The sequence below is a fragment of the Imtechella halotolerans genome, from assembly GCF_028743515.2.
In the GTDB taxonomy this organism is placed as follows: domain Bacteria; phylum Bacteroidota; class Bacteroidia; order Flavobacteriales; family Flavobacteriaceae; genus Imtechella; species Imtechella halotolerans.
Genome location: NZ_CP117969.2, coordinates 2,340,390 through 2,361,982 on the forward strand (window position 1 = coordinate 2,340,390; position 21,593 = coordinate 2,361,982).

18 protein-coding genes are annotated in these 21,593 nt (G+C 35.4%); 9 read left to right on the forward strand and 9 right to left on the reverse strand.

The features are described 5' to 3' along the window. Window positions 1–11: 11 nt before the first annotated feature. From ileS to PT603_RS10575, 5 genes are all read right to left on the reverse strand, one after another. Entirely contained in the window at window positions 12–3,410 is a 3,399-nt protein-coding gene (ileS, locus tag PT603_RS10555; protein ID WP_274238129.1) for an isoleucine--tRNA ligase, read from the reverse strand. 143 nt (window positions 3,411–3,553) lie between these two features. Continuing rightward, window positions 3,554–5,977: a TonB-dependent receptor gene (locus PT603_RS10560; protein WP_008236679.1), complete on the reverse strand. Its 2,424-nt coding sequence runs from the start codon at window positions 5,975–5,977 to the stop codon at window positions 3,554–3,556. Beyond that, window positions 5,961–6,680 (reverse strand): DNA repair protein RecO, encoded by a 720-nt coding sequence (recO, locus tag PT603_RS10565; RefSeq protein WP_008236678.1) that lies wholly within the window; start codon window positions 6,678–6,680, stop codon window positions 5,961–5,963. The genes PT603_RS10560 and recO overlap by 17 nt, the downstream gene beginning before the upstream one ends. Window positions 6,681–7,279: 599 nt before the next feature. After that, window positions 7,280–8,623: an NADP-specific glutamate dehydrogenase gene (gene gdhA, locus PT603_RS10570; protein WP_008236677.1), complete on the reverse strand. Its 1,344-nt coding sequence runs from the start codon at window positions 8,621–8,623 to the stop codon at window positions 7,280–7,282. 737 nt (window positions 8,624–9,360) lie between these two features. Beyond that, complete coding sequence (locus PT603_RS10575) at window positions 9,361–10,503, reverse strand: cystathionine gamma-synthase (RefSeq protein WP_008236676.1); 1,143 nt, start codon at window positions 10,501–10,503, stop codon at window positions 9,361–9,363. Window positions 10,504–10,666: 163 nt separating this feature from the next. Here PT603_RS10575 and PT603_RS10580 point away from each other — a divergent pair, with 163 nt between their 5' ends. The 3 genes from PT603_RS10580 to PT603_RS10590 are packed head-to-tail and all read left to right on the forward strand — an operon-like array spanning window position 10,667 to window position 12,660. Continuing rightward, a complete protein-coding gene (locus PT603_RS10580) occupies window positions 10,667–11,416 on the forward strand; it encodes a DUF3298 and DUF4163 domain-containing protein (protein WP_008236673.1) in 750 nt (249 codons plus the stop codon). Window position 11,417: 1 nt separating this feature from the next. Next, window positions 11,418–11,774 carry an arsenate reductase family protein gene (locus tag PT603_RS10585; protein ID WP_008236671.1) on the forward strand — a complete coding sequence of 119 codons (357 nt, stop codon included), beginning with the start codon at window positions 11,418–11,420 and terminating at the stop codon, window positions 11,772–11,774. Beyond that, entirely contained in the window at window positions 11,764–12,660 is an 897-nt protein-coding gene (locus tag PT603_RS10590; RefSeq protein ID WP_008236670.1) for a DMT family transporter, read from the forward strand. Before PT603_RS10585 ends, PT603_RS10590 begins: the two co-directional genes overlap by 11 nt. Window positions 12,661–12,685: 25 nt before the next feature. Here PT603_RS10590 and PT603_RS10595 read toward each other — a convergent pair whose 3' ends face one another. After that, window positions 12,686–13,162: an acyl-CoA thioesterase gene (locus tag PT603_RS10595; protein ID WP_008236668.1), complete on the reverse strand. Its 477-nt coding sequence runs from the start codon at window positions 13,160–13,162 to the stop codon at window positions 12,686–12,688. Between the two features lie 83 nt (window positions 13,163–13,245). Between PT603_RS10595 and PT603_RS10600 the strand changes: the two genes are divergently transcribed. From PT603_RS10600 to nadD, 5 genes are read left to right on the forward strand one after another with little or no spacing between them, the layout of a single operon-like run. Then, window positions 13,246–14,223: a YheT family hydrolase gene (locus PT603_RS10600; RefSeq protein WP_008236666.1), complete on the forward strand. Its 978-nt coding sequence runs from the start codon at window positions 13,246–13,248 to the stop codon at window positions 14,221–14,223. Between the two features lie 29 nt (window positions 14,224–14,252). Next, window positions 14,253–14,732, forward strand: a complete 480-nt coding sequence (locus PT603_RS10605) for a c-type cytochrome (protein ID WP_008236664.1) — start codon at window positions 14,253–14,255, stop codon at window positions 14,730–14,732. Window positions 14,733–14,787: 55 nt separating this feature from the next. Then, complete coding sequence (locus tag PT603_RS10610; RefSeq protein WP_008236662.1) at window positions 14,788–15,645, forward strand: YicC/YloC family endoribonuclease; 858 nt, start codon at window positions 14,788–14,790, stop codon at window positions 15,643–15,645. 17 nt (window positions 15,646–15,662) lie between these two features. After that, window positions 15,663–16,265 (forward strand): guanylate kinase, encoded by a 603-nt coding sequence (gene gmk / locus PT603_RS10615; protein ID WP_008236660.1) that lies wholly within the window; start codon window positions 15,663–15,665, stop codon window positions 16,263–16,265. A gap of 24 nt (window positions 16,266–16,289) precedes the next feature. After that, window positions 16,290–16,868 carry a nicotinate (nicotinamide) nucleotide adenylyltransferase gene (nadD, locus tag PT603_RS10620; RefSeq protein ID WP_008236658.1) on the forward strand — a complete coding sequence of 193 codons (579 nt, stop codon included), beginning with the start codon at window positions 16,290–16,292 and terminating at the stop codon, window positions 16,866–16,868. Here nadD and PT603_RS10625 read toward each other — a convergent pair. Then, the gene (locus PT603_RS10625; protein ID WP_008236656.1) at window positions 16,865–18,037 is read right to left on the reverse strand and encodes a dicarboxylate/amino acid:cation symporter; all 1,173 of its coding nucleotides are present in this window, start codon (window positions 18,035–18,037) and stop codon (window positions 16,865–16,867) included. The two genes, nadD and PT603_RS10625, sit on opposite strands and share 4 nt — an antisense overlap. A 106-nt stretch (window positions 18,038–18,143) precedes the next feature. Beyond that, on the reverse strand, window positions 18,144–19,067 hold the full coding sequence (locus PT603_RS10630) for a hypothetical protein (protein ID WP_008236654.1): 924 nt from the start codon (window positions 19,065–19,067) through the stop codon (window positions 18,144–18,146). 193 nt (window positions 19,068–19,260) lie between these two features. Here PT603_RS10630 and PT603_RS10635 point away from each other — a divergent pair, with 193 nt between their 5' ends. Next, complete coding sequence (locus PT603_RS10635) at window positions 19,261–20,262, forward strand: NAD(P)H-dependent glycerol-3-phosphate dehydrogenase (protein ID WP_008236651.1); 1,002 nt, start codon at window positions 19,261–19,263, stop codon at window positions 20,260–20,262. A gap of 36 nt (window positions 20,263–20,298) precedes the next feature. On the opposite strand, the gene PT603_RS10640 is transcribed toward PT603_RS10635, so the two are convergent. Next, entirely contained in the window at window positions 20,299–21,591 is a 1,293-nt protein-coding gene (locus tag PT603_RS10640; RefSeq protein WP_008236649.1) for an aminopeptidase P family protein, read from the reverse strand. Between the last annotated feature and the right edge of the window lie 2 nt (window positions 21,592–21,593).

A 21,593-nucleotide genomic window follows, 5' to 3' on the forward strand; every position in this document is an offset into this window, starting at 1 on the left:
AGTATAAAGTATTAATGTTTTTCAATAACTATTCGTGTAGTCACTTCATCAAAAGCAACTTCCGTACCATTTTCTATCAATTCTTCGAATACAAGATCTGCAGTAAGTGTTTCGGCCTTAATGTACGCTAAGTTACTTATTACCGCCTGCTCAACAGATCCATCCTTTTGAAGCTTGATGTCAATTTTATCAGTCACTTCAAAACCTGCTTCTTTTCTCAAGTTTTGAATACGGTTCACTAGCTCTCTGGCAATCCCTTCCTTTCGTAATTCTTCAGTTATTGTAACATCCAACGCCACAGTAATTGAACCCGAATTGGCTACCAACCAGCCTTCTATATCCTGAGAAGATATCTCTACATCTTCCAAGCCTAAATTAATACTTTTCCCATTAACTTCTAAGGTCAATACACCTTCTCTTTCAAGATTTTGGATACTTTCTTGAGAGAAACCTTGTATCTCACTAGCAATCAACCCCATATCCTTACCAAAGCGAGGGCCAAGAACTTTAAAGTTTGGCTTTATTTGCTTTACCAAAATACCTGATGCATCATCAAGTAAATCAACCTCTTTTACATTTACCTCAGACTTGATAAGTTCCGCTACAGCCATGATTTCATGTTTCTGTTGTTCATCTAATACAGGAATCATTATCCTCTGCAAAGGTTGACGAACCTTTATCATTTCTTTCTTTCGTAAAGATAGCACCAAAGATGAAATTGTTTGCGCCTTCTCCATCTGTCCTTCTAGAGATTTATCAACAAAGTTTTCGACAAATTGCGGAAAATCAGCCAAGTGAACACTTTCCGAAGACTCTATTTTTGTCACAGCATTCAAATCTTTATACAATCGATCCATAAAGAAAGGAGCAATAGGAGAAGCTAATTTAGCTACTGTCACTAAACAATGATATAAAGTTTGATAAGCAGATATTTTATCTTGACCATATTCACCTTTCCAAAAACGACGACGACATAGGCGTACATACCAGTTACTCAAATTTTCTTGTACAAAATCAGAAATAGCACGAGCTGCTTTTGTTGGTTCATAATCAGCGTAGGCCTCATCTACCTTCTGAATCAATGTATTCAATTCTGATAATATCCATCTATCAATTTCAGGCCGTTCATCAAGTGGTACTTCATTTTCAGTATAGCTAAAATTATCTATATTGGCATACAAACTAAAGAACGAATAGGTGTTATACAATGTCCCAAAAAACTTTCTACGGACTTCAGCCACTCCTTCAATATCAAACTTCAGGTTATCCCATGGGTTCGCATTGGATATCATGTACCAACGAGTAGCATCTGGACCATATTCCTCTAACGTGGCAAATGGATCTACAGCATTACCTAGACGCTTGGACATTTTATGACCATTCTTATCTAATACAAGACCATTTGAAACGACATTTTTATAAGTCACAGAATCAAACACCAAGGTTCCAATAGCATGTAAGGTATAGAACCATCCTCGAGTTTGATCGACACCTTCAGCAATATAATCCGCTGGATAAGTCTCTCTTCTATCTATAAACTCCTTATTCTCAAAAGGATAGTGCCATTGCGCATATGGCATTGCTCCAGAATCAAACCAAACATCAATCAAATCAGCTTCACGTTTCATAGGTTTTCCAGAAGGTGAAACTAAAACAATTGCATCTACCACATTCTTGTGAAGATCCACTTTGTCATAGTTTTCTTCACTCATATTACCAACTTCGAAATCTTCAAATAAATCAGCTTGCATAAATCCCGCTTCAACTGATCTAATCATGGCCACTTTCAATTCTTCAACCGAACCTATTATGCACTCTTCCTTTCCATCTTCAGTACGCCAAATAGGTAAAGGAATACCCCAATAGCGAGAACGTGAAAGATTCCAATCATTTGCATTTTGCAACCAATTCCCAAAACGCCCTTCTCCTGTTGCTTTAGGTTTCCAATTAATAGTGGTGTTAAGCTCATGCATTCTATCCTTGACTTGAGTTATTTTTATAAACCAAGAATCAAGGGGATAATATAATACTGGTTTATCAGTTCGCCAGCAATGCGGATAACTGTGAACATATTTTTCTACCTTAAAAGCCTTGTTCTCTTCTTTCAGCTTAATAGCCAACTCAACATCTACTGATTTTTCAGGTGCCTCTCCTTCATTATAATACTCATTTTTGACATACTTCCCGCCAATCTCATCTATTTCACTTCGAAATCGACCCTGTAAATCAACTAAAGGAACAGGATTGTTATTTTCATCCAAAACAAGCATTGGAGGTACCTCAGGTGTAGCTTCTTTAGCCACCTTTGCATCATCTGCACCAAAAGTAGGGGCTGTATGAACTATACCTGTACCATCCTCCGTAGTTACAAAGTCTCCAGAAATTACTCGAAATGCATTTTCTGGATGCTCATATGGTAATGCGTATGGTAATAATTGCTCATAGCGAACACCTACTAAATCTTTTCCTTTACACTCTACTAATATTTCATAGGGGATTTTCTTTGACTCTGAATTATAATTTACAAAATCACTTTCGCCTTCTGATTGAGTATATTTACCCGTGAATTGCTTACCTACCAAAGCCTTAGCTAAAACTACTTGAATTGGCTCAAAAGTGTATTGATTAAAAGTCCTAACCAAGACGTAATCTATATTTGGCCCTACTGTCAAAGCGGTATTAGATGGCAACGTCCATGGAGTAGTTGTCCAAGCCAAAAAATGTACCTCTCCATAACCTTGAAAAAAAGCCGGTAAGGTTTCATTTATAGCCTTAAATTGAGCTACAACTGTTGTATCTGTCACATCTCTATAACATCCAAGTTGATTTAGCTCATGAGAACTCAATCCAGTACCTGCCTTTGGAGAATATGGTTGAATAGTATACCCTTTATACAATAGATCCTTATCATATATTTGTTTAAGTAGCCACCATACAGTTTCCATATATTTGGACTTATAGGTTATATAAGGATCTTTCATATCTACCCAATAGCCCATTTTCCTGGTTACATCATTCCAAACATCTGTATAACGCATTACAGCCTCTTTACAAGCTTTATTATACTCTTCAATTGAAATCTTCTTACCAATATCCTCCTTCGTAATTCCCAATTCTTTTTCCACTCCCAGTTCTACGGGCAGTCCATGTGTATCCCACCCTGCTTTGCGCTTAACTTGAAACCCTTTTTGGGTTTTATAACGACAAAAAATATCTTTAATAGCACGAGCCATAACATGATGGATTCCAGGAAGGCCATTAGCGGAAGGGGGGCCTTCAAAAAACACATAGGAATCATTACCTTCACGGCTTGTGATACTTTTTTCAAAAATCTGTTGTTCTTCCCAATAGTTAAGAATTTCTTCAGCTACTTTGGGTAAATCGAGTCCTTTATACTCTGTAAACTTCATTACAAACTGTCATTATACATTAAAGTTGCGCGAAATTAGTGATTTTCATTGAATTGAAAGCCTTAAAAAGATAAAAAAAGCCGTGCAAAAACACGGCTTAGTAATATGATTGTGACGTCTTTAACCATTGATCACTAGATTGATCAAAACAAATAGCGCACACCAATTATTAGATTACTACCTGCAGCCGAAATACCTGAAGAATAAGGGCGATAGAGCTCATTTGTGATATTCTCCCAAGTTAAAGTAGTTTCCCAACTCTTATTTAGTTGCGCACTTGTTCTAAGGTTAATTGTTTGCCAGGCTGGGACATAAGGTCTGCCATTATTATCCTTAGCATAAATATACTCCTTAGCACTCTCTGAAGGAGCTAGATCATTACTTGCAATCTTTCCATTAAAATTGGTAAAAAAATCAATTTTAAAAAATTGTTCCTTCCAAACAAGATGAGCATCTCCAAAAAGAGGCGCAGCATGACGAAGCGGAGCCTTACTCTTATCATCCAATTCCTCCTCTCCTTTAGTCCAGTTTACATTTGATATAAAATGTAACTCTTTTGTCAATACCGCTTCAAGACCTAACTCTAAACCATATACATGTGCCTTAGCCGCATTCTGTATAGCTTGCACTTTACTCAACTCACCTTGATATTCTATGGTGGTTTCTCCATTCAAATGAAAATCTCTTCGTACCAACGCATTATTCAAAAACGTATAATAAGTAGCAGCACTCAGTATTAACTTCCCCCCAAAGTCTTTTGAAATTCCTAACTCTCCTGTGTAAGCGTACTCGTGCTTAAGTTTCGGATTGGGAACAACAACAGACCCTGGCTCTGAATCAAATATTTTCCCAACATCATCTATATTTGGAGCCCTAAATGCAGTAGTTCCATTGAGTGTAAACTGCCAACTCTCACTTGGAGTCCAGCTCAAACCCAAACTCCCAGTTATTGCGCCTGCAGTAACATGAGCTCCACTAAATGGAAACTCATAAAAACGATTATCAAATTCAGCATCCACAAAGACATGATTATAACGGATACCAGCCAATAGATTCAAATTAGACCTCCATTTATATTGTGAATTCATATAAAATGCAATACTTTCCCATGTTGAATTATCAGGATATCTAGAAGCTGTTTCTTCCATACTTCCACTATAAATATCCTTAACATTGCCTTTGGAAAAAACACGATTGTGAATAAATTCACTTCCATAAAATAAATTCCAAGAAGGTGTCAAGTGTTTTTCAAAATCTACATTCACAGAATAAGCATGCACATTCTCTTTAGTTGTAAACAAATCAGATGAACCGAAGTTACGATCCATCCTACTTTCCTCAAAAAACTGATATGCCGATGTCAATTTAAAGGAATCATAAATAACGGTAGCTATGTTACGTTGCATCTGGAAATTTGCCATAGCCCATGATTGTGGCCCATAATCCCAAACCGCCGACCTTAATCCATCACCTCTAGGCCTAATAAGTCTATCATACCTAGAAAAATCAGAAGTTGTTGTATAATAAAGCCCCAACTGGTAATTAGTATTCTCTGAAGGAACATACTTTATCTTCTGTAAAAAATTAAATTGACTATATCCAGATGGCTTCTGTCTTCTAGGATTAGAATTGTTAACTAACATGTCTTGTCCATCTTTAGTAATAACATAGGTAGGCCTGAGATACTCATCAGGACCATATTTACCCATTACTAAATCATCAAAATCAGTAACCGAAACCGTTGTAAGTGAAGCCCATTTTTGCCACCCCATACGTAGCTTTAAATTTGCTGTTTTTTCGAAGTTAGCAGAGGCATATCGCAGGTTAAACTCACCATTAATTGTGGGTTGTTCGTTAGAAGAAAGTAACGGATCATGTGTGTAAAAATTCATAACACCCCCAATGGCATCACTACCGTAAATCATAGAACCCGGACCAAAAATGACTTCTGTCTTTTGAATAGAAAATGGATCTACAGAAATAACATTTTGAATATTTCCTCCTCTAAATATTGCATTATTCATTCGAACCCCATCTACAGACAAAAGTAGTCTATTGGTTGCAAAACCACGTATCATTGGGCTACCTCCACCTAATTGACTTTTCTGAACAAACACTTTACCACTATGCTGTAATAAATCAGCAGATGTTTGTGGGTTTGTAAATCGAATGTCAGCAGCACGTATGGATGCGATTTTAACTGGTAAATCCTTTTTCCGTTGTTGCCATTTAGAAACGGACAACACTACTTCATTAAGTTGTTCTGAGGAAAGTTCAAGATAAACTACATTCTTTAATTTTATCAATTCCTTCAAGGTAAAAGATTTTTGACGATATCCTACATGACTAAATATTAACTTATCTGAAGGAGTAAATATACCAACCTCCACAATCCCTTTACCATCAGTCACTAAAGCTTTAGATTTATCTTGGTTAATCACTGTTACGCCAGCCATAGGTTGACGTGTTTCAGCATCTATCACCTTTATTTGTTGGGAAAAAGCCTTTAAACCCCATAAAAAACACAGGAGGCATGCTACATATCTCATCTTAATTAAATACTTCATTTAAAACTTCCAACGACTTTGGCCTTTTAAAATCATCTAAATGCAATTCATAATAATGAAGTATTGATTTTAAAAGCAATTGACGCTGCTTTCTTGTTATTTTGATTGTTTCAATGGCATCAAAATTTATGCCTAACAACATCGGAAATTCAGAAAAATCTTCTATCACAAGAAATGCTTCACTCAAAGGAATTGAAGTAAAAACACCTTCCTGCAAATCAAAGTAACGAGCATCATTTAAATACTCTCCCGGGAAAAATCCTAAAAACCTAGTTAACTGAATCAATAGATACAAATGAAAATTAGCTATTTGAGAATGTAGATCCATCCATTGAAAAGCATTCTCTAAATAGGCAAACAAATCTAAATTAGGTTCCTCCTCCTTTATGGTATGTGATAAAACTTCGGCTAAAAAAAGTGACATCGTGTTTTTCCCCATATCAATATGCATATTCTGATAATGATAGGACATTTTAACTTCCTTAAAGTACTCTAATGTTCCTTTATTTTTGTGATTAGCAACAACTTCCAACTGACTTAATGGCTGAAAATAGGCAGGTTTAATCTTTCCTCTTTTAGCAGACAAAACCCCTTTGACTAAATAGCTTTTCACCCCCGACAGCTCGGTAAAACACTTTACGATAAGACTACTATCTCCATACTTTACTGCAGATAAAACAATTGCTTTAGTAGAAACAAGCATTAGCGAACAATCATAAATTAATTAAATCTTTACATCAGTGAAGTCCATATAGACAATATCACCAAACATGTTTGATACCATATTGCAAAATCCAAAAACACCGTAATTGTAATCACTCCAAGATATTCAAGCAAAACAGGATTAAGATACGAATTAACATGTTTTAACCCCTTTTAAGTAGGTACCATCCATCACTAATATATTATTAACCATTTAATTTCCTTAAAAACACAGAATGCCATATTTAATACACCTAAAGAAGGAACTTGTTGTCAAGAGTTTCCAGAGTTATCAAGTATTCTTTCATGGTGTGATTTTACCATTTAATAAAAAAAACATGTCACTTGCAAAATAAATTTAAGAATGATAAATATCGACAATATGCACTAAATAATACAAAAATAAAGGATAGTATTTTGTAATTATCTATACGATGTGTATATAAGACCACAGCCCCACTTAGTATAAAAATAGCAAAACGAAAACGCGCTCTATTATTTTTTCAAATATATTAAAAGGCTATTTTACAACTATAACATTTAATCAAAATAAAGAAGCCGGAACAATCCGGCTTCTTTATTCATTAATCCTTGACATCTCTATACTACGCCTTGGGCAAGCATTGCATCAGCAACTTTTACAAAACCAGCGATATTGGCCCCTTTAACATAATCTACATAACCATCTGACTGAGTACCATAAGAAATGCATGCCTGATGTATATTACTCATAATTCCTTTCAATTTTTCATCCACCTCTTGCGCGGTCCAATTAAGACGTAATGAATTTTGTGACATTTCTAATCCCGAAGTGGCCACTCCACCAGCATTTGACGCCTTGCCAGGCGCAAACAATATTTTCGATTTTTGGAACACTTCAATAGCTTCAGGAGTAGATGGCATGTTCGCACCTTCTGACACGCAAATACAACCATTTGAAACCAGTATTACTGCTTCATCTCCATTTAATTCATTTTGAGTGGCGCATGGTAAAGCAACATCACATGAGACCTCCCAAGGTCGCTTACCTTCTATATAAACAGCACTTGGAAACTTATCAACATATTCACTAATACGCCCTCTACGTTCATTTTTAAGCTCCATTACAAATGCTAGTTTTTCTTCCGATATTCCATCTACATCAAAAATATAACCTGAGGAATCAGACATAGTAACAACCTTTGCTCCAAATTCAATAGCCTTTTCAGCTGCATATTGAGCCACATTTCCAGATCCAGAAATCGCAACTTTCTTTCCTGCAAAACTATCGCCCTTAGTTTTTAACATACTTTGAGCAAAATACACAGTTCCATATCCTGTAGCTTCGGGACGAATCAGAGACCCTCCATAAGGTAACCCCTTACCTGTAAGTACTCCAGTAAACTCGTTTCTTAAACGCTTATATTGACCAAACAAAAATCCAATCTCTCGAGCTCCTACTCCTATGTCTCCTGCAGGGACATCTGTATTATCCCCTATATGTCTTGAAAGTTCAGTCATGAAGCTTTGACAAAAACGCATAATCTCATTATCGGACTTCCCTTTTGGATCAAAATCTGAGCCTCCCTTACCTCCACCTAAAGGCAATGTAGTGAGGCTATTTTTAAAGACCTGCTCAAAGGCAAGAAATTTTAAAATACTAAGGTTAACCGAAGGATGAAATCGTAGTCCTCCTTTATACGGACCAATGGCCGAATTCATCTGGATACGATAACCTCTATTAACTTGGATTTGACCTTGGTCATCTAACCAAGATACTCTAAACATTACCACTCGTTCTGGTTCAACCATACGCTCTAGTAACATTTTGTTTTGATACTTTTTATTGTTCTCAATAAAAGGGATTACAGTTTCAGCTACTTCCTTTACTGCCTGTAAAAATTCGGGTTCATGTCCATTTCTTTGCTTTACCAGCTCCAGAAACGAATTGATTTTTTCTTCCATAAAAAATTCAATTGCAATATTTGATAATTTGCTTAAAATAAAGCACAAATATACTATTTATGTGTTTTTAAGTGTTTATTTTCAGATATTTTCGGCATTTTTAAAAAAGTTAGACGGACTTATTTCCGTTGATTTAGAAAACATTCCTAATTCGTAATAGTCCGCATATCCCAAGTCCAACAGCAACTTGCACCTAACATGCTTTTAATACTAATCATTAGCAATAAATAACACTTTATTATTGTAGAAGAGCCTCCTCACTATTTAACTTAATATGCCTTGCCAGGTTTTCTTTTAGGAAAGCACTATCATCTCACATAGTTAAAAAGATTAGGATCGCCGTCTATATCTAATCAATTTACAATCGCGTACGATAAAAAACTAATAATGGAAATGACAGTATTGAAGAATGAAGGTAGTTTCATTAGTGTAGGCTCCCAATTCCGAAAAATTTGACCAACTACCTACCTCGACATTTGAAGGAGTAACATCTACTGGATAACATGGTACACCCAGTGAATTATTCACAAATGCCTTCCATTGTCAGATTTGATGATATACATTAATTGTAATTATTATCTTTAAAAATGGGTAGAAGTTTTTAATTCAAATTCAATAATCTCTCCAAAAACAAAAATTTATACCAAGATTTTTTGAATTAATACAGGGATAACTACCTATTAAACGAATGAAAAGAGGCGCAAAAATATTTATGCGCCTCTTTTTATCAGTACAGGTTATCCCTCTATGGCCTGTCGCAAATCTTCAATCAAGTCATCTGAATCTTCTATACCGACACTTAAACGAATAAGTGCATCAACAACTCCAGATTGTTCTCTTATTTCTTTAGGAATACTTGCATGAGTCATGCTTGCTGGATGTCCTGCAAGACTCTCAACTCCTCCTAAGGATTCTGCTAAAGTAAACACCTTTAGTCGTTCAACAATTCTAATTGCATCCTCGTATTTGGCTCCTTTGGGAACAAATGAAATCATACCTCCAAAATCCGTCATTTGTTTTTTTGCCACTTCATGATTAGGATGAGACTCAAATCCTGGCCAATACACCTTTTCAACACTTGGATGTGATGCCAAATACTCAGCAATAACTCGACCATTTTCACAATGACGCTGCATTCGCACATGCAATGTTTTTATACCTCTCAACACTAAAAAACTATCCATAGGTCCACAGACAGCTCCACTAGCATTCTGTATAAAATACAACTGATCTGCAATTTCGGAATCCTTAACAACTAAAGCCCCCATAACTACATCACTATGTCCCCCCAAATACTTAGTAGCTGAGTGCATAACAATATCTGCTCCTAATGCAAGGGGTTGTTGAAGGTAAGGTGTTGCAAAAGTATTATCAACAGCCAACATTAGGTTATATTTTTTTGCCAATTCAGATACGGCAACAATATCAATGATATTCATCATTGGATTTGTAGGAGTCTCTACCCAAATAAGCTTTGTATTCTCATTGACAAGGGCAGCCACAGCCGATACACTGTCCATCTCTACAAAATGAAATTTAATCCCAAAATTTTGAAATATTTTGGTAAACAATCGAAAACTTCCACCATAAAGATCATTTGTAGAAATTACTTCATCCCCTGGTTTCAATAGCTTCATCACCGCATCTATAGCCGCTAATCCACTTCCAAAGGCTAACCCATAATTTCCTCCTTCTATGCTCGCCAGTGCGTTCTCTAAGGCATTACGTGTAGGATTATGTGTTCTTGAATATTCATACCCTTTGTGTCCGCCAGGTGTTGATTGAGCGTAGGTTGATGTTTGATAAATAGGAGGCATAACCGCCCCATATGCTTTATCATGCTCCTGCCCTCCATGTATTGTTTTAGTATTGAATTTCATCCTTTCTTGGTTTTAATAATCTTAACCGTTCATCAACCAAACCTTCTGAATTAAAGAACGATTTTTAAGAAGTCGTTAAATTTGAACAAATGTAACCATTCATTGGTTCATTCCCAAGATAGGGTTGTATCTTTGCCTAACGATTCTCACACAAGCCTTTTTTATGAATAAATTTTTTTACTTTGCTTTTGCAAGTTGCTTATTTATTGCATGTTCCAAAGAGCAAAATATTACTTTTACAGAAAAAACACTAGAAGCTCAATCCAATGACTGCCTTGAACAAACCTGTGCAACAGTATCTATTACCTACCCATACATTGTAGCAAGTGATTCTATATCTCACAATATCAATAAAGAAATCAACAGACATATCATTCAAGTTTTAGATTCAGACGAGACCTACAATACAACACTAATCTCTGCTGAACAAGCTGTAGACGCTTTTATTAAAGACTTTTTAGTTCTAAAAGAAAAATTTCCTGATTCATCCTTTGGTTATGAAGCGATGATAACTGGCTCAGTTTCATATCAATCAAAAACAATAATTAGTCTTGCCTTTGAAAGCTACATGTTTACTGGAGGCGCTCATGGATCATCAAATGTTTCTTTTTTAAATTTTGATGCTCAAACAGGTTTATTATTGGATAATAGTGTTCTTTTTAGCGATTTAGAAAAGATAAAAGAACTTGCTGAAACCTATTTCAGGAAACAAGAAAACTTAACTCCAGATGCCTCATTAAATGATGCAGGCTATTGGTTTGAAGAAAATAGCTTTCATTTACCTGCCAGCATTGGTCTAACTCAAAATGAACTAATTCTTCATTACAATCCGTATGAAATAGCTTCTTATGCTGATGGGCCTAAAACAATCTCCATCCCGATAGAGGAACTTAAAAACTTATTACTATTCTAAGATGAAACATTTTTACTTCTTAAGTTCTTGTGACACCTGTAAACGCATACTTAAAGAATTGGAACTACCCAATGATTTTATCCTACAAGACATTAAAAATCAACCTCTCTCTGAAAAAGAGTTAGAATCCTTACACTTACTAAGTGGTAGTTACGAAAAACTATTTAGTAAAAGAGCACGACTCTATAAAGAAAGAAACTTAAAGGATAAGAAGCTTTCTGAATCTGATATGAAATCTTTAATATTAGAGCATTACACATTTTTAAATCGACCAATTATAGTTATTAACCAAACCATTTTTATTGGTAACTCTACCAAGACAATAATGGCCGCTAAAGAAGTCCTACATGAACAATAGAGTCTTTGCTTTACTTGCTGCAACTGGTGAAGCCACTATATACGGCCTGAACCATTCAATTGCGAAAGGGTTAATGCCTGAATATATTCAGCCGTTTGGTTTTATTTTGTTACGTGTTTTATGTGCTGCAATACTGTTTTGGATTATAAGTTTATTTACAAAAAATGAAAAAATTGATCGTGCTGATTGGCTTCGCATTATAGCTTGTTCAATTTTTGGAATGGTAATAAACATGCTTATGTTTTTTAAAGGTCTAAGTCTCTCAACACCCATTAACAGCTCCGTAATAATTACCATTACTCCCATATTAGTCCTAGCTTTAGGCGCTTTTATTCTTAAAGAAAAAGTAACTTATTTAAAAGTTTTTGGAATTTTCTTAGGACTGGTAGGTGCTCTTGTATTGGTATTATTTGGAAGTGAAATTCGCAGTGATGCTCCTAATATACCTTTAGGTAATGCATTATTTATGATTAATGCAGCATCATTTGGAGTTTATTTAGTTTTGGTAAAACCCCTTACGAAAAAATATCGCCCTTTCACTCTACTAAAGTGGTTCTTTCTGATTTCATTAATTATAAACTTACCTATAACCTATAGTGAATTTAGTGAGGTAGCGTGGTCATCACTTCCTTCAAAGGCTATCTGGATGATGATCTATGTAATATTAGGGACTACCTTTTTAACCTATTTACTCAATATGATGGCCCTCAAAGAATTATCGCCTTCAACCTTAAGTGTATTTGTATATTTACAACCTTTTATAGCAATTATATTTGCAGTTATAACTGGTAGTGACCATTTGAATGTGATTAAAATCACCGCCGCCATACTCGTATTTACTGGAGTATATTTTGTAACGAAGAAGAAAACGGAATACAATGCTTAGTATTCCGTTCCGAATCTAATTTAGCCTATTTTAAATCTATCGGTTTTTTAGCATATTTTCGTGTATCTTCCTTGGTAAGAATTTTAAAATCTTCCGGACGGGCTATTGCATCAAATAATCGGGCAAGTGGCTCCGGTAATCCAATTAGCCTACGTTCTCCTAGATCTATCCATGCACCAAGCATTTCACAATGTGCTACATTTCTCCCTTTAAAATCATAAAAATTGTGCCTAAATTCAAAAAACATACCATCATCACTAAGACCTGTAAGCTCCAGTGATACGCTTACTGGTTTCCCTGGAAAAACTTCCTTAAAATAGTACATATGTTCGTAAAACACTACAGGGCCTATGTTATGATTAGCCAATACCTTATGATCAAACCCATTCTCCACCAAAAATGACATCCGGGTATGTGCCGCAAAACTAATATAAGCCGAATTGGCCATATGTCGATTAGCATCTATATCATTCCATCTAATTTCAAACTCTTTTAAATACATAGCTTCTTTATTATGCGCGCATAGTTTTTTGTAAAAATAAAGTGTTTTTATAAAAAGCATAGTATATTTAAAAAAAAAATGAGATGCCTATTCTTAGCTCTACATATTCCCCACCCCATCTATTTAAAAATGGGCACTTCTCTACTATTTGGTCTGGGGTATACCGCACAGTTCAAGGAATTAATCAATTTAGAGAACGTTTAATCTTGGATGATGGTGATTTCATGGATTTAGACTGGAGCTTTACAAGTAATGGAACTTCTAGAAAATTGATTGTATTACTACATGGATTAGAAGGAAATGCCCAACGTCCTTATATAACTGGAACCGCCAAATATTTTAACCAAAGGGGGTATGATGCATGCGCAGTTAACTTTAGAAGCTGTAGTGGAGTAACAAACCTATTATATCAATCATACCATTCTGGCGTAACCAATGATTTGGCGGAAATATTTAGACATATTTCTACAAAAAAATACAATATAGTTGTTGCCAAAGGATTTAGTCTTGGAGGAAATGTATTATTGAAATATTTAGGTGAAGAAAGACAACACCCCTCTATCATAAAGGCAGCAGTAGGAGTCTCTGTTCCTTGCGACTTATATGGATCCATGATAAAACTACATCAATGGTATAATTTACCATATGCCATTAGATTCCGTAAAAACCTCATCGACAAATTAAGATTAAAACAATCTTCGTTCCCTGACTATATCTCAGATGAATTACTCGAAAAAATTGAAACCCTAAGGGATTTTGACGAACTTTATACCTCAAAAGCACATGGTTTTGACAATGCATTAGATTACTACACTAAATGTAGCTCTCTTTCTGTTCTTCACAATATAAACATCCCTACATTAATTTTAAACGCTGCTAATGACAGCTTTCTTTCCTCCAGTTGTTATCCAATATCCATAGCAAAAGAACATAAAACACTATTTCTAGAAACAACTGAATACGGAGGTCATGTAGGTTTCTACGACATCCAAAACACCTATTATAATGAAAAGAGGAGTTTCCATTTTGTTGAAGAAATAGCAGGGTTATCCGCAGAATAATTTGTAGCTTTATGACTTAATTATTTTTTATGAAAAACCTACTTGTACTAAGTTTATTAATCTTACTTTTTTCTTGCGCAAATAAGCAAGATAACAAAGAAGGGTTTCAATATCAACGCACCCAAAAAGAAACAACTACACCTACTCAAACTAAAATAAAAAAAACACCAGTAGATTTATCCAACAAGGGAGTCGGTCCTATCTCACAGGTCTCATTCGATCCCATCATAAATTCATCCTTAGTTGAAAAAGGAAGAATTATTTTTCAACAAAAATGTACAACTTGTCATTTCCCTGATAAAAAATTTATTGGCCCTGCTATGAAAGGCATCTACACAAAAAGAAGTCCAGAATGGGTGATGAATATGATTATCAATCCAGAGCGAATGATAAAAGAAGACCCTATTGCAGAGGCATTATTTGAAGAGTATAATCGTACTCCAATGCTCAATCAAAATATCAGTGAAGAAGACGCTCGTGCAATAGCAGAATATTTGCGAACATTGTAAGCAGTTGCTCCAAACCAAATGGTTTACTTACCTTTGCGCAAAATCATTGTACTTCATGATACAATCTATGACAGGTTTTGGGAAAAGTGTAATACAACTTCCTACCAAAAAAATTACTATTGAGTTAAAATCACTCAATAGCAAGAGTCTTGACCTTAATGCGCGTATACCTTCAGTATATCGTGAAAAGGAATTAGAAATGCGCAACCTTATTGCTTCAGCATTAGAAAGAGGAAAAATTGACTTTAGTCTATACATCGAAGTCACTGGAGAAGAAACAAGTAGTCAACTTAATGAGGCAATCATTAGAGCTTATATCTCTCAACTAAAAAATGTGGTGGATGGTGATCAAACTGAATTGCTTAAAATGGCTGTGCGAATGCCAGACGCCTTGAAAACTTCTCGTGAAGAGCTAGATGAAAAAGAATACACTTCCATACTTAAAGCATTAAAAGAAGCCATAGAGGCTATTTCTACATTCCGAAGCGAAGAAGGTTCTTCCCTTAAAAAAGAATTTGAATTGCGTATAGGAAATATAAAATCACTACTGGAAGATGTTAAATTAATGGACCCCGATCGACTACAAATGGTTCGTGAAAGACTTGACAGGGCCGTTTCAGATATCCGAGAAAAAGTAGACGAGAATAGATTTGAACAAGAATTGATTTTTTACTTGGAAAAATTTGACATAACAGAAGAAAAAGTCCGTTTAGAAAACCATCTTGACTATTTTTTAAACACCCTTAATACTGCTGACTCTAATGGCCGAAAGTTAGGTTTCATCTGTCAAGAAATTGGTCGTGAAATTAACACAATGGGATCTAAAGCCAATTATGCCCCTATGCAACAATTAGTAGTCCAAATGAAGGATGAATTAGAAAAAATTAAAGAGCAAATACTCAACGTATTATAGCCGACCTAAAATATCCTATGAATAAAGAAAAGACCAAAGGCAAAGGTGGAAAACTAATTGTATTTTCTGCTCCATCAGGAAGCGGTAAAACTACTATTGTCAAACATTTATTGGGGATTGAAAAACTAAATCTTGAATTTTCAGTTTCAGCCACTACACGAGAGGCAAGAGGAGAAGAAGAAAACGGCAAAGATTACTATTTTCTTTCCCTTGAGGAATTTAAAAACCACATCAAAAATGAGGACTTTTTAGAATGGGAAGAAGTCTACAGAGATAACTTTTACGGTACTCTAAAGACTGAAGTAGAACGAATATGGTCTCTAGGAAAAAATGTTATATTCGATATTGACGTGGCAGGTGGTTTAAGAATAAAGAAAAAACTTCCAGAAGAAACGCTGGCTGTATTTGTAAAACCTCCTAGTATCGACGAACTAAAAATCAGACTTAAGCAACGTAAAACTGAAAGTGAAGACAAGATCAATATGCGAATTGCAAAAGCATCTGTAGAACTTGCAACTGCCCCACAATTTGACAGAATTATCAAAAATTATGATCTTGCAACTGCACTTGCAGAGGCCGAAGAATTGGTGGACGGGTTTGTTAATCCAAAAGCAGAATAAATTATGAAAAGCCACAAAACCTACATGAAAAAAATAGGTCTGTTTTTTGGCACTTTTAATCCCATTCATATTGGCCATTTAGCTATTGCCAATCATATTGCCGAGCATAGCGATCTAAATGAAATATGGTTGGTTGTTACACCTCACAACCCGTTTAAAAAAAAGACTAGTCTTCTGGATAATTACCATAGACTTGAAATGGTGTATCTTGCCATTGAAGGTTATGACAAATTAAAACCCTCTGACATTGAGTTTAGATTACCCCAGCCGAATTATACCACACACACATTAGCATATCTTCAAGAAAAACATCCTAATTACGAATTTGCGCTAATAATGGGCGAAGATAACCTTAATAGCTTCCATAAATGGAAAAATTATCAGGCAATATTGGAGCACCATCAAATTTATGTTTATCCCCGGTTAACCTCTAATCTTGAACAATCAATGGTACCCGAAACTAACATTCACCGGATTAAAGCCCCAATAATGGAAATTTCAGCCACATTTATTCGAGAAGAAATTAAAAATGGTAAAAACATCAAGCCCCTACTCCCGAGTAAAGTCTGGAATTATATAGATGAAATGAACTTTTATCGTTAAGCAAGCTCCTTCTTCCCAGTAATACTGTTTACAATCACTGCTATCGCACCATCTCCTGTCACATTACAGGCAGTACCAAAACTGTCCATTGCAATATATAATGCAATCATTAAAGCTTGAGCTTCTTCATTAAAGCCCAACATACTCTGTAATATTCCTATTGCAGCCATTATTGCTCCACCTGGTACCCCAGGAGCAGCAACCATTGCAATTCCCAACATAAATATAAAACCTGCAAATAGAGAGAAGGTAAAAGGCATTCCTTGCATTAGCATAAGTGCCATAGCACAGGCCACAATTTTCATGGTACTTCCAGATAAATGAATTGTTGCACAAAGTGGGATAACAAAACCTGCTATGCGATCTGAAACCCCATTTTTTTTTGCCTGTTCCAAAGTTACAGGTATAGTCGCCGCAGAAGATTGAGTTCCCAAAGCAGTGGCATATGCTGGTAGCATTGTCCACAATAATCTTAATGGGTTCTTTCTTGTTAGGAACCCAGCTATAATATATTGTAACAAAAGTAAAAGTACATGTAATGCAAAAATAACCCCAATTATTTTCACAAAAACACTTAACACCTGAAACACTTGACCACTAAATGATATTCCCACAAAAATGCCTAATATGTACAAAGGCAAAATAGGGATAATTACCTTATCGATCAGACCAATTATAATTTTTTGAAAATCTTGAATACTTTTACCCAAAGCAGAGTCTTCTTGAAAAGAAAGACCCATTCCAATCAAAAACGAAAGTACCAAGGAAGTCATGACCCCCATCAAAGGAGGGATACTGATAGAAAAATATGATTTTAATTCTTTAGCTGAACCTACAACTGAGGATGCATCAGGTGTCGCTTCAATTAATCCAGGAAATATGCTTATACCGGCAGCATACGTCATAAATCCAGAAAATAGTGTAGAACCATAGGCTATGGCTGCTGTAAGTAATAGCATTTTTCCAGCTCCCTTCCCCAGATCAGCAATTGCAGGGGCCACCAATCCAAGAATTATAAGCGGAATCGAAAATCCTAAAAATTCACTAAAAACAGTATTAAACGTAGCCAAAATTCGACGAACAGCCATTGGCATATAGGGTTCTAGCAACATACCTGCGAGTATCGCTATAAAAACTCTAAAAAGTAGGTTAGAAGTTATGGATTTCATAATGTATTTCTAATTGAAACCGCTAAGATACATTTTCTTCCAAAAAGAAACCGCCCTTACATAATTTGCAAGAGCGGCTTCCTAACTAAATAACCAACCAAATAACTTAACTAACTTTTTTAAATTGCTCCGGTTTGAAATCCGGATATGTTTCTTTTACTCTTTTTTTCGTTTCACTATTTCTGAGATACTGAATGTACCCAACACCTCTAAATCTATACACCGTTTCTGAATAAGGATGATACAACTCAATAGTGTTTTCATTAATAACGGTCAACTCAAAGTACTCATTGTCTAGGGAATCATAATCTAATGTTAAAACTTTCTTCATGGCATTTCCTTGCACATTATAGATTGTATAAATCCCTTCATAATCCCAATATACACTACCAATATTCGTGCCAAACTGATCAGTAGATGATCTAAAAGTGTCATCATTTCCTCCAGCTAAAAATTTCAAGAAATTTTCTTCATCAAAAAGATTTACTGTTCCTTGATCGCTAGTATAAATCTTCTCCCATGCCTGGTATTCTTGCAAATAGTAACGAATGTTATCATAGAACACGTAATTATAATCGAATTCATTTCGTTGGTAACCTGTTAGGTAATAAGATGTACTACTTCCTCTATCATAAATTCGTATACGATTACCACTTAATTGATACACTTCAAGGTTCCAAATTCCATCAGCATCATGATCAATACGTACCGTAGTCCCCGATGTAGAGTAGTACCCAACATCTATTCCATATCCATTCCCAGTTTTACCTATTCCAGCTAAATTATTATTAGCCATTAAAACGCCATAATCAAATGTAATAGTAAAGGCCTTTTGCAGAAAAGGAACTTCTCCATAACCTGTAGTTTGATCTATATTTACATACCACAAATCATATGAGGTCAACAATTGACCAAGGGTCATTCCTGGAGGATCAATTACATGGTCATCATCCACTACTACTTCTGTATAGCAGGACGTGGTTAACACACTTACCAATAGTATTCCAAAGAGTAGTTTTACAGTTTTCATAGGCCATCTATTTATTAGGTTATACATCCTTTTTCAACTTAAAAACCAACTTCCGTGCCAAAAACAATCTTTGCTTAACACCAACCATTACCCCAAAGGAAATATTTTGTGTACTTTTGGTTCTTTATAACGATACTGTCTTTTCCAAAATGACCCCTAAATTATACACAGTAAAGTCACTCATTTTATAAACATGGAAACGAATATAAAATATGCGGTTATTGGCGGAGGAAGCTGGGCCACTGCCATAGTAAAAATGTTAACTACCAATGAATCGAAGGTTGGATGGTATATGAGAAGTGTGTACGCTAAAGAACATCTTCTCAATGCAAAACACAACCCTAATTATCTTAGCTCGGTTGAATTTAACACAGATAAGCTATTACTCACTAATGATATCAACGAAGCTGTCACTTATGCAGACTACATTATATTTGCAGTTCCCTCAGCTTTTTTAAGTAGTGAATTGGAAAAACTCACAGTCTCTTTAGAAGGAAAAGTAATATTCTCGGCTATAAAAGGTATTGTACCCGAAACTGGACGAATTGTTGGTGAGCATTTTCATGAAAAATATCAAATTCCTTATGATAATATTGGGGTAATTACGGGTCCCTGCCATGCGGAGGAAGTCGCCCTTGAGCGCCTATCTTATCTCACTATTGCTTGTGCAGATGCACAAAAAGCAAAAATCATAGCCAAAAGTGTTTCTTCGCACTATATCAAAACTAAAATCACTGATGATATCATTGGCACAGAATATGCAGCAGTTCTTAAAAATATTTATGCCATAGCTGCCGGTATTGCTCATGGACTAGGTTATGGCGATAATTTTCAAAGTGTACTCATGAGCAATGCAATCAGGGAAATGAGACGTTTTATAAAACGAATTCACAGAATGAAACGCAACATTAATAATTCAGCATATTTGGGAGATTTACTAGTAACTGGATATTCAATTTTTAGCCGAAACCGTATGTTTGGTAATATGATAGGAAAAGGGTATACCGTAAAAAGCGCTATGATGGAAATGAATATGATAGCCGAAGGATATTACGCAACTAAAAGCGCTCATCTTATAAATGTTGAACACAAACGCAAAGGCAAAACACCTATTCTAAACGCTGTTTATGAAATCTTGTATGAAGGGAAGGATGCTAAAAAGGTATTTCAAAAACTTACGGATAAATTAGATTAAAAATAAAAAGCCCTGATTTACAGGGCTTTTAACTACTTATTTATTCATCCAATCTTCTATTTCTTCTACCGTTATCGGAATATTTTTCATTAGATTTATTGGAGCTCCATTTTCTTGTATTACTACATCATCTTCCAAACGGATTCCCATGTTTTCCTTAGGTAAATATATTCCAGGCTCTACAGTAAACACCATATTAGCAACCATTGGAGTTTTAAGGGCACCATAATCGTGAGTATCTAATCCCAAATGATGACTAGTGCCGTGCATAAAATATTTCTTATATGCCGGCCAATCAGGGTTTTCATTTTGCACATCAGCTTTATCTAGTAACCCTAAGTTTAATAATTCAGCTGTCATTATTTTTCCTACCTCCTTATGGTATTCAGCCCAATCGGTCCCAGGTAGGAGCATAGCAGTAGCCTCATCTTTTACTCTTAATACCGCATTGTAAACATCTTTTTGACGAGCCGTAAATCGACCATTTACCGGAACAGTACGGGTCATATCACTACTGTAATTGGCATACTCAGCTCCCACATCCATAAGCAACATGTCACCATCTTTACACATTTGATTATTTTCTATATAGTGCAATACATTTGCATTAAATCCAGATGCTATAATTGGTGTATAAGCAAATCCTTTCGATCGGTTACGCAAAAATTCATGCATAAATTCGGCCTCAATTTCATACTCCATCACACCCGGCTTAATAAATGAAAGAACGCGTTTAAATCCTCTTTCAGTTATGTCGCAAGCTGTTTGTAATAATTCTAATTCTTGCACCTCCTTTACACCTCTAATTTGCTGTAAAATTGGATTACTTCTCTCCCATTTATGAGCAGGATATTTCTTTTTACACCACTCAATAAAACGATCCTCTCTTGTTTGTGTTTCTACCGCTTGACGATAATGTTCATTAGTATTGAAGTATATATTTTCAACCTCAGTCATAAGGTCATGAAAAACTTTATTAAACTCAGTTAACCAATACACTGTTTTAATACCGCTAACAGCAAAAGCAGCTTCTTTAGACAATTTCTCCCCTTCCCAAATAGCTATATGCTCATTAGTTTCTCTAACAAAAAGAATTTCACGATGTTTAGGGTTTTTTGCCTCAGGAAACAATAATAGAATTGTTTCTTCCTGGTCCGCACCACTTAAATAAAAAATATCTCTTGCTTGCTGAAAAGGCATGGTACTATCAGCACCTATTGGGTAAATATCGTTAGAATTGAAAACAGCCAAACTTTTGGGTTTCATCTGTGCCATAAATTTAGCTCTATTTTTCACAAATAACTGCGAATCGATTGGGTGATATTTCATGA